Below are 14,207 nucleotides of genomic sequence, written 5' to 3'. Positions count from 1 at the left end.
GTCGCGGTCATCCTGCGGGGGCAACCCAGGTGGTCGCCCCCGATCACGGCCCCCGATACAACGTCTGCGGCAACGCGGTGAGCGTCATCGGCCGGTCCCACGCGGGCTGCCGGGGCGGCGCCTCGGTCCTCGGCGGCGGTGCCGGCGCGGGCGGCAACATCACCTCGGGCAGGCACGGGATCCTCGCGGGCAACCAGATCGTCGCCCCGATCACCGCGCCGATCAACGTCTGCGGCAACTCGGTGGCCGTGCTCGGCGACGCCGCCGCGGGGTGCCTGGGCGGCGCCCAGGTGGGCGGCGGCTGGAAGCACCACGGCTACTGGGTCCAGCACAAGAGCGCCCGCGGCGCGGTCATGCCCGCCATGCCGGGTGCGTCGGTGCTGTCGGGCAAGCACACGGTGCAGCAGATGAGTGCCGCCGCCGCTCCCTCCGCTCCGGTCGTCGGCGACCTGCCGAACATGCTCGGCCTGCCGGAGACCCCGAGCCTGCCCGCCGTTCCCGCCGCTAAGGGCAAGAAGGGCGCCGGCACCCCCGCGGCCGTCTCCAAGGCCGGCGGCACGCTCGACGACGCGACTCGCTCGCTGCCCACCAACCAGACGCTGGAGGACGCGACCGCCTCGCTGCCCGTCGCCGACACGGCGCGCAACCTCCCGACCGGCGACCTCGGGAAGAGCACCGACGTGCTGCCGCTGGGCAAGCTGAGCGGCCTCAAGCTGATGAGCGCCGAGCAGCCCGTCGGCCTGACCGGGATGAACCCGGCGTCGTTCCTCGCTCTGGCTCTCGGTGCCATGTTCGCCGCTTCGGCGAGCCTGTTCGCCGTCACCCGCCGCTTCCGGTTCGGCCGCAAGTAGCCGTACGGCCGCGCGTGACGGCGCGGGAGCACCTCCGGCGGCGACGGCCGTACGGAAGTGACCCGGCGGCGCGCGGCTGACGGAGGCGAGGGATATCACTCGCCCGCGCCAGGGAGTGTCCGACAGATGCTGCCCGGCGCGGGCGACCAGGACGCCCCCCCACCGCCAGTGGAGGGAGGCACGAACGCTTTGCCCGTTCCGGGGGCGCGGCCCGGGGCGGGCAAAGCCCTTTTGTCCGGTACTGTTTCAGGACGGATCCGAGCACTTATGGTCATGGCACCGACGGCATTGCGGATGGGCAAAGCCCTTTTGACCGTGGCGTCCACGCCCGCGGGGCTCACATGGTCCGGGCGGCCCGTATGATCTTCCGACGCAGCCGGACGCGCCTGCTGCCGTCGGGATAAAGGCGTAGCCGCTCCAGTTCCCAGTCTCCGTGCTCGGCATGCTCCGTGAGCATCTGCCTCGCCACCTCACGAGGGGTGCCCCGAGGGAGATACAGGTCCAGATAGGAGTAGTCGAGCACAGCCATTGGTCTCCGGGGCGTGCTAGGGAACTCGATGGGCTCTATTCTGCGTCTCCGTGGATAACAGCGCCAGGCGGGTTACATTCCCGGACATAACCGGGTAGCCCGAGGGGGAGGAACGTGCGGCGGCAGGTACCTTCAAAGCGGCGCCTCGTCGGCGCCTCACGGGGGTAAGTGCCCCCGGCCCGGACGACGAGGGTGTCATGAGCCGGGAGTACGAAGCCCGGCAGCACGGGGAATGACAGCGGACAGCGAGGTAGGAAGCAGCGTGCCAGCCAACAACGGCAACGCCGGCGGAACCCGCCTGGTGATCGTGGAATCGCCCGCGAAGGCGAAGACGATCGCCGGGTACCTCGGGCGCGGCTACATCGTCGAGTCGAGCATCGGCCACATCCGCGATCTTCCGGAGAAGGCCGATGACATCCCGGAGAAGTACAAGAGCGAGGCCTGGGCCCGCCTTGGGGTGAACGTCGATCACGAGTTCGAGCCGCTCTATGTCGTGAACCCGGACAAGAAGTCGCAGGTGTCCAAGCTCAAGCAGCTTCTCAAGGAAGCCGACGAGCTCTACCTCGCCACCGACGAGGACCGGGAGGGCGAGGCCATCGCCTGGCACCTGCGCGAGGTGCTCAAGCCCAAGATCCCGGTGCACCGCATGGTGTTCCACGAGATCACCCCGCACGCGATCAGGGACGCGGTCTCCAATCCGCGTGACCTCAACCTCCGCCTGGTCGACGCCCAGGAGACCCGGCGCATCCTCGACCGCCTGTACGGCTACGAGGTCAGCCCGGTCCTGTGGAAGAAGGTCAAGCCGCGGCTCTCCGCCGGTCGGGTCCAGTCGGTCGCCACCAGGCTCGTGGTGGAGCGCGAGCGGGAGCGCATGGCGTTCACCGCCGCGAACTACTGGGACCTGCAGGCGCTGTTCGACACCGGCCGGGCGGGCGACGACCCCCGGACGTTCTCCGCCACGCTGACCGGTGTGGGCGGCAGGCGCGTGGCCCAGGGCCGCGACTTCGCCTCCACCGGCAGGCTGAAGGGCTCCGACGTCCTCCACCTCGACGAGGCCGCCGCGACGGCCCTCGCCGGCCGCCTGGAGGGCGTGTCCTACGCGGTGCGCTCGGTCGAGCGCAAGCCGTACACGCGCAAGCCGTACGCGCCGTTCCGGACGACGACGCTGCAGCAGGAGGCGAGCCGCAAGCTGGGCTTCTCCGCCAAGTACACGATGCAGGTGGCCCAGCGGCTGTACGAGAACGGCTACATCACCTACATGCGTACCGACAGCATCACGCTGTCGGAGACCGCCGTCGCCGCCGCCCGCAGCCAGGCGATCAAGCTGTACGGCTCGGCGTACGTGCCGGACAAGCCGCGCGTCTACACCAGCAAGGTGAAGAACGCCCAGGAGGCGCACGAGGCGATCCGGCCGTCCGGCGAGGAGTTCCGCACGCCGGGCGAGACCGGCCTGTCCGGGGACATGTTCCGGCTGTACGAGCTGATCTGGCAGCGCACGGTCGCCTCCCAGATGAAGGACGCGGTCGGCGAGTCGGTGTCGATCAAGGTGGGCGGCACATCCAGCGCCGGCGAGAACGTGGAGTTCAGCGCCACCGGCCGGACGATCACCTTCTACGGCTTCCTCAAGGCGTACGTCGAGGGTGCGGACGACCCCTCGACCGACCGGGACGACTCGGAGAAGCGCCTGCCCACGCTGGCCGAGGGCGACCGGCTCACGGCGGCCGAGCTGACCGCGCTCGGGCACTCGACCAAGCCGCCCGCCCGGTACACCGAGGCGTCGCTGGTCAAGGAGCTGGAAGACCGGGAGATCGGGCGGCCGTCGACGTACGCGTCGATCATCGGGACGATCCTCGACCGGGGCTACGTGTTCAAGAAGGGCACCGCCCTGGTGCCGTCGTTCCTCGCGTTCGCCGTGGTCAACCTGCTCGAACAGCACTTCGGCAACCTGGTCGACTACGACTTCACGGCCGAGATGGAGAAGGTCCTCGACGACATCGCCAACGACCGCGCCGAGCGGGTGCCCGAGCTGCGCCGGTTCTACTTCGGCGGCGGGGACGGCGACGAGGGCCTGAAGGAGATGGTCACCGACCTCGGCGAGATCGACGCCAAGGAGATCAGCTCGTTCCCGATCAAGGGCACGGACATCGTGATCAGGGTCGGCCGCTACGGGCCGTACCTCGACCGCGACGGCGCCCGGGTGAACATTCCCGAGGACATGGCGCCCGACGAGCTGACCGCCGAGAAGGCCGAGGAGCTGTTCTCGCGCCCGAGCGGCGACCGCGAGCTGGGCGTCGACCCGGCGACCGGCCGGAGGATCGTGGCCAAGGACGGTCGTTTCGGCCCGTACGTCACGGAGATCCTGCCCGAGGAGCCGGCGCCGGCCGACGGCAAGAAGCGGACGAAGAAGGCCGACGCGCCCAAGCCGCGGACCAGCTCGCTGTTCAAGACGATGTCCCTCGACACGATCACACTGGAGCAGGCGCTGAAGCTGCTCCAGCTGCCCAGGGTCGTCGGCGAGATCGACGGCGAGGAGGTGACCGCGCAGAACGGCAAGTTCGGGCCGTACATCAAGAAGGGCACCGACTCGCGCTCGCTGGCCTCCGAGGAGGACCTGCTCACGATCACCATCGAGCAGGCCAAGGAGCTGTTCGCGCAGCCGAAGGCCCGTGGACGCGGCCGTGCCGCCGCCGCGCCGCCCCTTCGTGAGCTGGGCGAGGACCCGAACTCCAAGAAGCCGGTCGTGGTGAAGGAGGGCCGCTTCGGTCCGTACGTCACCGACGGCGAGACCAACGCGTCGCTGCGCAAGGGCGACACGGTCGAGGACATCACGCTGGAGCGGGCGGCGGAGCTGCTGGCCGAGCGGCGGGAGCGGGCGCCCGCCGCCAAGCGCACGACGACCCGGACCAGGACCGCCGCGAAGAAGCCCGCCGGCAAGTCCTGACCCCCGGTCCCGCGGACGGCGGGCTGGGTGCGGGCGCGGTATCGCACGTTGTCCACAGGCGGGCCCGGCTGTGGACAACGGACGCGGCTGTCGGCGTGAGCTCGTAGCATCGTCGTCAGCCGGCCCTTGATCGCCAGCCGGTCGAGGGGAGTTCTCGTGGGGTTCGTCGGCATGATTCTGACGGCCGTGGTCGTCGTGCACCTCTACTTGTGGCGGCGGCTGGTCAGGGCGTCGACGACGCCGGGATCGCGTCCGCGCCGGGTGCTGACGTGGGCGCTCGTGATCCTGGCCGTCGTGATGGTGGTGACCTTCGCCGGGAGCCGGCTCGGCCTCGGCATGGACGTCGAGCGGGTCGTGGCCTGGCCCGGCTATCTGTGGCTGGCCGTGATGTTCTACCTGTTCGTGTTCGGCCTGGTCATGGAGGTGCCCCGGGCGGTCGCCACGTTCGTCGTGTCCAGACGCCGCCGTATGGCCGAGACCGCCGCGGCCCCGGCCGAGCGGGCCGAGGGGGGAGGCGCGCCGGTGGACGAGGTGGTCCTCGCCGGAGCGGCGGCCGGGGGAGGCTCCACCGCTCACGGCACGGCCACGACCGGCAGGCCGGCGGCGGAGGGGGCCGCGGCGGACGCGCGGCGATCGACCGCCGGCTGTTCATCTCCCGTACGGCCTCCGCCGTCGTGGCCGCCGGAGCGCTCGCGACCGTGGGCTACGGCGTGAGCCGGGCACTCGGCGATCCGGTGATCGAGCGGGTGCCGATCCGCCTGCCCCGGCTCGATCCCCGGATGAGCGGCCTGCGCATCGCGGTCGTCAGCGACATCCACCTCGGCCCGCTGAGCGGCCGGGGGCATACCGAGCGGATCGTCCGGATGATCAACGGTCTGCAGGCCGACGCGGTGACGATCGTGGGCGACCTGGTGGACGGCACGGTCGCCGAGCTCGGTCGTCTCGCCACGCCGCTCAGGTCCCTCGAATCCCGCTATGGCGCGTATTTCGTGACCGGCAACCACGAGTACTACACCGCCGCAGGCCCCCAGGAATGGATCGAGGAGCTGCGCTCGCTGGGCGTCCGGCCGCTGCGCAACGAGCGGGTCGAGATCCGGCACGCGGGAGCCGTGCTGGACCTCGCGGGCGTCAACGACCTCAACGGCGTGCCGTCGGGCGACGGCCCGGACTTCGGCAAGGCGCTCGGAGGCCGCGACGCGAACCGGCCCGTCGTGCTCATGGCCCACCAGCCCGTCCAGGTGACGCAGGCCGCCGCGCACGGCGTCGACCTCCAGCTGTCCGGGCACACCCACGGCGGGCAGATGGCGCCGTTCAACCTGCTCGTGCCGCTGCAGCAGCCCGTGGTGGCGGGGCTGGCGAGCGTGCCGCGCACGGGCGGCGGCGACACCCAGGTCTACGTGACACGAGGTGCGGGCTTCTGGGGGCCGCCGGTCCGCGTGGGCGCGCCGCCCGAGATCACCCTCGTCGAGCTGCGGACCTGACCGCGCCCGGTCCGCGGGAGCGGAACCGGGCAGAGCATTGGCGCCATCTCGACAGCGAGGACGAGGCGGACGTAATACCCTCAGGCGACGGGCAGGCCCCAGTGGCCCGCTCGTCCGTCTCCCAAGCCCAGCGAGCACCTGGATACGCTGACATCATGAGCACCCCTGGCCGGGCCGCCGCGCGACGCAAGCAGCCGCACGTGCTGGCGAACGCGCCGTTCCGCAGACTGTGGACGGCGATGGCGACGTGCAGCCTCGGCGACTGGCTCAACATCATCGCGCTGACCGCCCTGGCCGGTAACCTGACCGCGGGATCCGGCTTCCAGGCGCAGAGCCTCGCCATCGGCGGCGTCTTCGTCGCCAAGATGCTGCCCGCGATCCTGCTCGGTCCGCTCGCGGGAGCGGTGGCCGACCGGTTCGACCGCAGGCTGACGATGGTCGTCGCCGACCTCGCCAGGTTCGCGGTGGTGCTGTCGATCCCGCTGGTCGGCGTCTACCAGTGGGTGATCATCGCGACGTTCCTGGTCGAGTGCGTGAACCTCTTCTGGGTGCCCGCCAAGGACGCCACCGTGCCCAACCTCGTGCCCAAGGAGCGGCTCGAGGAGGCCAACCAGCTCAACCTCCTCGTCACGTACGGCACCGCCCCCGTGGCCGCGGCGCTGTTCGCGATCGTGTCGGGCGTGGTCACGACGATCTCGGCGGCCGCCCCGTCGTTCGACGTCGCCGCCACCAGCGTGGCGCTGTACGTCAACGCGCTGGCCTACCTCGCCTCCGCCGTGATGGTCTTCACGCTGCGGGCCATTCCGAAGAACCACATCAGGCACGTGTCCGCGCCCTCGGTGCTCCGGCAGATCACCGAGGGCTGGCGGTTCGTCGGCGGCAACCGCGTCGTCCGCGGCCTGATCATCGGCATGCTCGGCGCGTTCGCCGCCGGGGGCGCCGTCATCGGGGTCGCCAAGGCGTACGTGCAGGCCCTGGGCGGCGGTGACGCGGGGTACGGCGCGGTGTTCTGCGCCGTCTTCCTCGGCATGGCGTTCGGCATGTTCTTCGGCCTGCGGCTGCTGAAGGGCCTGTCCAGGCGGCGGCTGTTCGGGCTGTCGATCGTGCTCGCGGGGCTGACGCTGGCCGCCGTCTCGCTCATCCAGAACCTGGTCGTCGTGGTCGTGCTGACCGTGGTGCTGGGCGCCTGCGCCGGCATCGCCTGGATCATCGGCTACACGGTGATCGGCCTGGAGGTGGAGGACGGGCTGCGCGGCCGTACGTTCTCCTTCCTGCAGTCGCTGGCCCGGGTGGTGCTGCTGCTGGTCGTGGCGGTGGCGTCCACACTGGCCGCGCTGTTCGGCACGCACGCACTCCGGATCGCCGGGATCAGCTACCGCTTCGACGGCACGAACCTCGTGCTGCTCCTGGGGGCGCTGCTGGCGATCGCCGTCGGGGTGGTCGCGCTGCGGCACATGGACGACCGGCCGGGCGTTCCCATCGCGGTCGACCTGCTGACCGCCCTGCGCGGCCGGCGGTTCGTGCCGGAGGAGGCGGATCCCGATCGCGGGCTGTTCATCGCCTTCGAGGGCGGCGAGGGCTCGGGCAAGACCACCCAGTCGCGGCTGCTCGCGATCTGGCTGCGCGACCAGGGCTTCGACGTCGTGCAGACCCGCGAGCCGGGCTCGACCAAGGTCGGCATGCGGCTGCGGGCGATCCTGCTCGACGCCGCCCACCAGGGCCTGTCGCCGCGGGCCGAGGCGATGCTGTACGCCGCCGACCGGGCCGAGCACGTGGAGAAGGTCATCAGGCCCGCGTTGCAGCGCGGCTCGACCGTGATCTCCGACAGGTACGTGGACTCGTCGCTGGCCTACCAGGGCGCCGGGCGGTCGCTCGACCCGGAGGACGTCGCGAGGATCAACAGGTGGGCGACGGGCGGGCTCGTCCCCGACCTGACCGTACTCATCGACGTGCCGCCCGCGGTCGGGCTGCGGCGGATGGCCTCGCCCGCCGACCGCATCGAGGCGGAGCCGCTGGAGTTCCACGAGCGGGTGCGGCGGGAGTTCCGGGCGCTGGCGGCGGCCGACTCCGACCGCTACCTGGTCGTGGACGGCACGCTGGACCAGCGGGAGGTGACGCGCCTGATCCAGGACCGGGTGCGTGAGATCCTGCCCGACCCGGTGCCGCAGGAGGCCGAGGAGGCCACCGGCACCATGCCCGCCATCCGCGACTTCGGGTAGCCGCGCATGACCGTTTTCGGAGATCTGATCGGGCAGGACCGGGCGATCGACGTGATGCGGCGGGCCGCGTCGGCCGCGGCCGAGGTCGTCGCCGGAGGCCGCGCGCGGGCATGACCCACGCCTGGCTGTTCACCGGGCCGGCCCTGCGGTCCGCGGCCGCCACGGCGTTCGCGGCCTCGCTGCTCTGCCCTGACCAGGGGTGCGGCCACTGCGACGCCTGCCACCAGGTCGAGGTCGGCTCGCACCCGGACGTCACGTTCGTCCGGCCCGAGGGCCTGTCGTACAGCGTGCGGCAGACGCGTGAACTCGTGCTCAAGTCGGCAGGGGCGCCCACCCTCGGCCGCTGGCGGATCGTGCTGTTCGAGGACGCCGACCGGGTGACAGAGGCGGCGGCCAACGCGCTGCTCAAGGCCATCGAGGAGCCGCCGCCGCGGACCGTGTGGCTGCTGTGCGCGCCCTCGCCGGACGACATGATCATCACGATCCGCTCGCGTTGCCGGGTCGTGACGCTGGGCACGCCCTCCACCGAGGCGGTCGCGAACGTGCTGGTGACCCGCGACGGGGTGCCCCACGACGTGGCGCTCGACGCCGCGCGGGCGGCCCAGGGGGACATCGGCCGGGCGCGGCGGCTCGCGCTGGACGAGGAGACGCGGCGCCGGCGCGACGACGTGCTGTCGATCCCCCGGTCGCTCACCGGTGTGGCGGAGTGCATCACCGCCGCCGAGCGGCTGGTGAAGACCTCCACCGAGGACGCCGACGCGGCCACGACCGCGCTGAACGAGGTCGAGACCGCCGAGTTGCGCAAGGTCTACGGCGAGGGCTCCTCCGGCAAGGGGCTCAACAAGGGCCTCGTGCGGGGCGGCGCGGGCGCGCTCAAGGAACTCGAGACCATGCAGAAGTCGCGGGCGACCCGCATCAAGCGCGACTCCCTCGACCTCGCGCTGCTCGAACTCGTGGCGTTCTACCGCGACGTGCTGGCCGTGCAGTTCGGGGCCTCGGTCGAGCTGGCCAACGAGGACCGCAGGCACGAGGTGGAGGCCGTCGCGCGCGCGTCCACTCCCGAGCAGACGCTGCGCCGTACGGACGCGATCATGAAGTGCCGGGAGCGGCTGGCGGCCAACGTGAACCCGCAGATCGCGGTCGAGGCCATGACCCTCGCTCTCCGCTCGCCCGCGTAGGACGCCAAGCAACCCCGGCGGGCGTACGGCGTCTCTGGTACATGAAGGCCGAAACGCTCGATCTCGATGAGCAATCCGGGGGGCCCGTGAGCGTCCCGCCCCTGTCGGCGGGCGCCGACGACACGATCAGCGGGCTCTACGCCGAGCACGCCCTCGGCCTCACCCGGCTGGCTCTGATCATGGTCGGCGACCGGGAGAGCGCCGAGGACGTGGTGCAGGAGGCGTTCCTCGGCCTGCACCGGCGCTTCGACGGCCTGCGTGACCGGGACAAGGCGCTCGTCTACGTGCGCGCCGCTGTGCTGAACAACGCCCGCTCCGTGCTGCGCAGGCGGCGGATGCCGTCCTGGTTCGCCGGCGCGTACGACCCGCCCGTCTGGTCGGCCGAGTCCGCCGCGATCCTCGGCGTGGAGCGGCGGGAGGTCATGGAGGCACTCCACCGCCTGCCCCGGCGCCAGCGGGAGGCCCTGGTCCTGCGCTACTACGCCGAGCTGTCCGAAGAGGAGACGGCCCGGGTCATGAAGATCAGCCGGGGCACCGTGAAGTCCACCACCTCCCGGGCGCTCGACGCGCTCGGCCGCCTCCTGGGAGAGACCCGATGAACGACGACGTCATCCGCCGGTTGCAGGACGCCACCCGCGCGGTGGGGGACACGGTCGAGGCCGTGCCGCCGTTCGACTCCGCCGCCGTCCCCGCCCGCCGCCGTACGCGCGTGGGCGCCGCCCGGGGGAGCGGGCCTCGGCTGGTTCCGGTCGCGGCGGCGGCCGCCGTGACCGTCGCGGTCGCGGGCGGGGTGGCCGTCGCGCGCCACGGCGGCGGGACCATGGACACGGCCGCCGGCACGACGGCGGGCCCGGCCGCCGAGCCGTCCTTCCTTGTGCAGATCCGCTCCGGGAACATCGCGGTCAGGAGTGTCGCCGACGGCCACGTGACGGCCACGGTGCCCGGGCCGGAGGGCGAGCGGTTCACCCAGGTGCAGGCCGTCCGGGACAACCGGCTCTTCTACGCCGTGGCCGAGCAGGACACGTGCCGGTCCCGCTTCTACTGGTTCAGCCTCGGCGACAGCGGGGAGGTCGGCTCCATCGGCGAGCTTCCGTTCACGCCTGGGGAGGGCAGGGTCACCTCACTCGCGGTGAACGGAGACGGCTCCAGGCTGGCCTACGGGCTGTCTCCCTGTACGCCGGGCAGACAGGGCGCGTCGCTGATCGTCATGGATACGGCGACCGGCGACAGCCGTGCCTGGATCTCTGGAAGGACGTCGGCCGTCGAGGACGTCTCGATGAGCGACGACGGGCGCACCCTCGTGTTCCGCCGGGCGGGCGTGGTCTGGGGGACTTCGACGGAGGCGATCACGCGGCCGTCGGGGCCGCCGGGCGCGACCCCGGACGCGCCACGGAGCCGGAAGCCGTTGCGGAGCCGGAAGCCGTTGCGGAGCCGGAAACAACGCAGGAGGTGCCCCGGGATTCAGCCGCCGTGGAGTCGGCTCTCCCGCAGGACGACGGCGGCGTCCTGCCGGAGTCGTGGGCGACCCCGGGAGAGTCGGGAACGGCGCCCTCCCCGGCTGCTCCTGCGGCAACGGATGCGGCGCAGGCACCACGAGAGCGGTCCGTGGCGGCGTCGGCCGGGCCCTCCGCTCCGCCGCTGCCCAAGGGGTGGACCTGCCTGTTGCCGGCCAGGACGGTGCAGGTCCCGACGGAGAATCCGGCCTCGGGCACGACGCCTCCCGCAGGCGGACCCGCGACGACGGTGGCCTGGGAGTGCTCGATGTCCCAGACGGTGTGGGTGCTCGACACCGGAACCTCCGGCGGACTCGACGACGTACGTGCGATCAAGCTGGGGGGATCGTCCGTTCCGACGACGAGCGGGGTCTACGACATCACCCTCACCCCCGACGGCGGACGCGTCCTGGCGGTGGTGGGCTGGAGCAAGCTGGCGCGGGTGCAGGGTGAGTCCAAGCTCGCGGGGGCCGTCGACGAGGTCGTGGCGTACGACGTCGGCACCGGGCGGGCCGTGCAGACCCTCTATCGGGATGAGGACGGACGGCCCCCCTTCGAGCGCGTCGACGTGGACGGCACCGGGCGGTTCGTGTTGGTGGTCAGGCCGGACGAGACGGGACAGGTGACGGAATCCGGGTATCGCACGCTGTTCACGGACGACGGCGGCGTCGCACGGACGGCGGCCTGGTAGGAGGGCGGTAGGACGGCACTGTAGGACGGCCTGTGGACGGACGTCTCCGGCGGGCCGGGTCTCCCGGTCCGCCGAGAGGTTGTCCACAGGCGATGATTGCCGGTGCCGTACGGCACGTATGGTGGGTTCGAGCGCTGAGGCGTTTGGGGCGCGACAGCCGTACGGGATCGAGGAGGGCCGGCGCGTGGGCATGATGATGGCGGTGAGCTTCACTCGCTATGGACGGCTCTACTACCTCGATCCGGGCGGCCACTCTCCCAAGGTGGGCGACAAGGTCCTCGTCCCGACGGACTCCGGGCCCGAGGTCGCCGAGTGCGTGTGGGCGCCGCAGTACGTGAGCGAGGACGTCGAGGGCCTGCCCGTCTGTCAGGGCATCGCGGCCGAGGAGCACCTGGCCCGCGACGAGACCAACCGCCGCCGCAGGGCGGAGGCCCGCAGTGTGTCCAAGCGCCTGATCAAGCGGCACGAGCTTCCGATGAAGGTGGTCGGCGTCGACTACCTGGACGCCGACAACATCTACACCGTGTACTTCTCCGCGCCCCACCGGGTCGACTTCCGCGCGCTGGTGCGCGACCTGGCCCGCAACCTGCGGGCCCGGGTCGAACTGCGGCAGATCGGCCCGCGTGACGAGGCCAGGCTCCAGGGCGGCATCGGCCCCTGCGGACGCGACCTGTGCTGTGCGACGTTCCTCAAGGACTTCGAGCCCGTCTCGGTGCGGATGGCCAAGGACCAGGACCTCCCGGTCAACCCGCTCAGGATCGCGGGCGCCTGCGGCAGGCTGATGTGCTGCTTGAAGTACGAGCACCCGCTCTACCAGGAGTTCCGGGCGTCGGCGCCGCGCACGGGCCTCGCGGTGGACACCCCGCAGGGCCCGGGCACGGTGGTGGGCCACAACGTGCCGTCCGACTCCGTCATCGTCCGCCTCAACGAGGGCGGCCGCCGCTGCGCCTGCTCCAAGGCCAGCGTCTGCGCCCCACGCAAGCAGCATGACGCGATGTACGGCGACGCGCAGGCAGTGGCCGTGAGCGATCCCGAGGGGTAGGCGAGTTCCGGTGCGCCGGGGCCCGGCGCGCTCTGGATCGTCCTCGGGCCCACTTTGTTCGAAGGGCAGCCCCTTTCGCGCCCGGCGGCGGGAAAGACGTGCCGCGAGCCGTACGCGGCGATGCGACCGGTCGGGGTGGGGGTGTAGCCAGGACCGAACGCGGGCCGGAGGAGGGACCGGACTATGACCTCAGCGGGGGGGCTGCCCGTCCTCGTCCCGGAAGAAGATCTCGCTACTGGCCATGACGACCTCGTAGGTGTCGGTCACCGCCTTCGGCCTCCGGGTGTAGCAACGATATCCGGTGGTCGTCGGAGCGGCGCCTTCGGAATCCGGAGGGATCAGGTCGACGCCGCCCGGGACGATGTCGCATCGCACCGCCGCCCCGCGCTTCCGCTCGTTCCCGGTCTGCTCCCAGAACTCGTCGTTCAGTCGGCGTTGTGACAGGAAGCGGTTCTCGGCCTTCATCGTGTACCGGCAGAAGAGGGTATCGCACGACTTGACGCTCACGTCGAAGCGCATCTGCTTCCCCCGGTACGTCGCGGTGCAGTCCTCGGGGCATGCGACCTCGACGTCGAGATCGCAGGTCAGCCGCACCGCTCGGGTGAGCGCGTCGTGTTCGAGTTGGGCCCTGATGTCGTGGGATTTCGACTTGGGCAGCTCGGGCGCCTTCAGCCTGTCGCAACGGGTGGACGAAGGGGTGACCGCCACGGTCTTCCCGACGTCGTAGCCGGGCGGCGGGTCATACCGGCTGAAGTTTCGGATGAGGGTGAAACCTCCCCACACCAGCAGCGCGGCAGCCCCGAGCAGGGTCAGCAGGAACGCACACCCGAGGGCGGCCTTCCAACCAGAAGGCTCTCCGGTCCCAGTCTCAGCAGTCACGGCTGGACATCCTTCTAGCCCCGGGAAAATCGTGTCCAGAGAGTAACCGACGCGAGCAGCGGCGGCCGTCTCGCGGAGGACTGGGCCGAGGCCTGGCGCGACCGCTGAAGTGCCCGGTGAAGGGCACAACCCCGTCCGGATGGTGCCCTCCGGGTGCTGCGCGCTGTCGGTGTCAGGAGCTCGTACAGGTGAGGGACGACGACAGCGTGCCGCCCCTCACCTGGTTGATCGTTGGCCGTCGATCGCCGAACTGCCGGCCGTCACGGTGCCTGCACCGTGCCTTCACGCACCGTGCCTTCACGCACCGTGCCTTCACGCACCGTGCCTTCACGCACCGTGCCTTCACCGTGGCGGGCAGAGGGCTGGGGACGGAGTCAGGTGCGGGTCCACTGCTGGTTGCTCTCGCCGTGGCAGGTCCAGATGTGCACCTTGCTGCCGTTGGCGGTGCCGTAGTTCGACACGTCCAGGCACTTGTTCGCCCCGACCGCGGTGATGGTGCCGTCGGAGTTGAAGCGCCACTTCTGGTTGTTCTGACCGTTGCAGTCCCAGGTGATCACCGCCGTGCCGTCCGCCGTGCCCGCGCCGTTCATGTCCAGGCACTTGTTGCCGTAGACGCGCAGCTCACCCGCGCTCGTGGAGGCCCACTGCTGATTGGGCTGCCCGTTGCAATCCCAGATCTGCACCTGTGCCCCGTTGGCCTGTGAGGCCTCGGTGACATCCAGGCACCGGCCCGAGCCCGTACCCCGGATCGCGTTCGTCGCCTGCGGAGTGCCCGTCGGCGAGGGAGACGGCGTGGGCGACGGCGAGGGTGATGTGGTCGGTCCGTCGTTGCCGGTGAACTGCCACCAGTTCATGTTGAACAGGTAGCCGCTGCCGCCGGTGAATCTGAGGTACAGGTCGTGG

The 14,207-nt window shown here is 71.2% G+C and carries 12 protein-coding genes and 1 pseudogene; 9 read left to right on the top strand and 4 right to left on the bottom strand.

The window, feature by feature from the left end; translation table 11 throughout:
* On the top strand, positions 1-851 hold an 851-nt coding region (locus tag B1L11_RS42205; protein WP_218671658.1), incomplete at its 5' end, for a chaplin.
* 337 nt (positions 852-1,188) lie between these two features.
* Here B1L11_RS42205 and B1L11_RS42200 read toward each other — a convergent pair.
* A complete protein-coding gene (locus B1L11_RS42200; RefSeq protein WP_079320786.1) occupies positions 1,189-1,374 on the bottom strand; it encodes a DUF5703 family protein in 186 nt (61 codons plus the stop codon).
* A 268-nt stretch (positions 1,375-1,642) separates the two neighbouring features.
* Between B1L11_RS42200 and topA the strand changes: the two genes are divergently transcribed.
* The 6 genes and pseudogenes from topA (at position 1,643) to B1L11_RS42175 (ending at position 9,798) form a co-directional block, all read left to right on the top strand.
* Positions 1,643-4,321, top strand: a complete 2,679-nt coding sequence (gene topA / locus B1L11_RS42195) for a type I DNA topoisomerase (RefSeq protein WP_256863375.1) — start codon at positions 1,643-1,645, stop codon at positions 4,319-4,321.
* Positions 4,322-4,492: 171 nt separating this feature from the next.
* The gene (locus tag B1L11_RS53380; RefSeq protein WP_256863374.1) at positions 4,493-5,035 is read left to right on the top strand and encodes a hypothetical protein; all 543 of its coding nucleotides are present in this window, start codon (positions 4,493-4,495) and stop codon (positions 5,033-5,035) included.
* Positions 4,996-5,802: a metallophosphoesterase gene (locus B1L11_RS53375; protein WP_256863373.1), complete on the top strand. Its 807-nt coding sequence runs from the start codon at positions 4,996-4,998 to the stop codon at positions 5,800-5,802. The genes B1L11_RS53380 and B1L11_RS53375 overlap by 40 nt, the downstream gene beginning before the upstream one ends.
* Positions 5,803-5,957: 155 nt before the next feature.
* Complete coding sequence (gene tmk, locus B1L11_RS42185; protein ID WP_079320780.1) at positions 5,958-8,021, top strand: dTMP kinase; 2,064 nt, start codon at positions 5,958-5,960, stop codon at positions 8,019-8,021.
* Positions 8,022-8,027: 6 nt separating this feature from the next.
* Positions 8,028-9,199, top strand: a pseudogene (locus tag B1L11_RS42180) (DNA polymerase III subunit delta').
* 86 nt (positions 9,200-9,285) lie between these two features.
* Positions 9,286-9,798 (top strand): SigE family RNA polymerase sigma factor, encoded by a 513-nt coding sequence (locus B1L11_RS42175; protein ID WP_256863372.1) that lies wholly within the window; start codon positions 9,286-9,288, stop codon positions 9,796-9,798.
* 556 nt (positions 9,799-10,354) lie between these two features.
* On the opposite strand, the gene B1L11_RS49265 is transcribed toward B1L11_RS42175, so the two are convergent.
* A complete protein-coding gene (locus tag B1L11_RS49265) occupies positions 10,355-10,549 on the bottom strand; it encodes a hypothetical protein (RefSeq protein ID WP_079320778.1) in 195 nt (64 codons plus the stop codon).
* 99 nt (positions 10,550-10,648) lie between these two features.
* On the opposite strand from B1L11_RS49265, the gene B1L11_RS47650 reads away from it, so the two are divergent.
* The gene (locus tag B1L11_RS47650; protein WP_179155574.1) at positions 10,649-11,383 is read left to right on the top strand and encodes a hypothetical protein; all 735 of its coding nucleotides are present in this window, start codon (positions 10,649-10,651) and stop codon (positions 11,381-11,383) included.
* A gap of 190 nt (positions 11,384-11,573) precedes the next feature.
* The gene (locus B1L11_RS42160; RefSeq protein ID WP_079320784.1) at positions 11,574-12,425 is read left to right on the top strand and encodes a regulatory iron-sulfur-containing complex subunit RicT; all 852 of its coding nucleotides are present in this window, start codon (positions 11,574-11,576) and stop codon (positions 12,423-12,425) included.
* Positions 12,426-12,614: 189 nt separating this feature from the next.
* Here the strand turns inward: B1L11_RS42160 and B1L11_RS42155 are convergent, their stop codons facing one another.
* Positions 12,615-13,304, bottom strand: a complete 690-nt coding sequence (locus B1L11_RS42155) for a hypothetical protein (protein WP_143737944.1) — start codon at positions 13,302-13,304, stop codon at positions 12,615-12,617.
* 374 nt (positions 13,305-13,678) lie between these two features.
* On the bottom strand, positions 13,679-14,207 hold a 529-nt coding region (locus B1L11_RS42150; RefSeq protein WP_143737943.1), incomplete at its 5' end, for an RICIN domain-containing protein.

It is taken from the genome of Microbispora sp. GKU 823 (genome assembly GCF_002027145.1).
GTDB classification, from domain to species: Bacteria; Actinomycetota; Actinomycetes; order Streptosporangiales; family Streptosporangiaceae; genus Microbispora; species Microbispora siamensis.
Note: the sequence above shows the minus strand (reverse complement) of the source record. Positions and strands in the feature narration are given on the sequence as shown.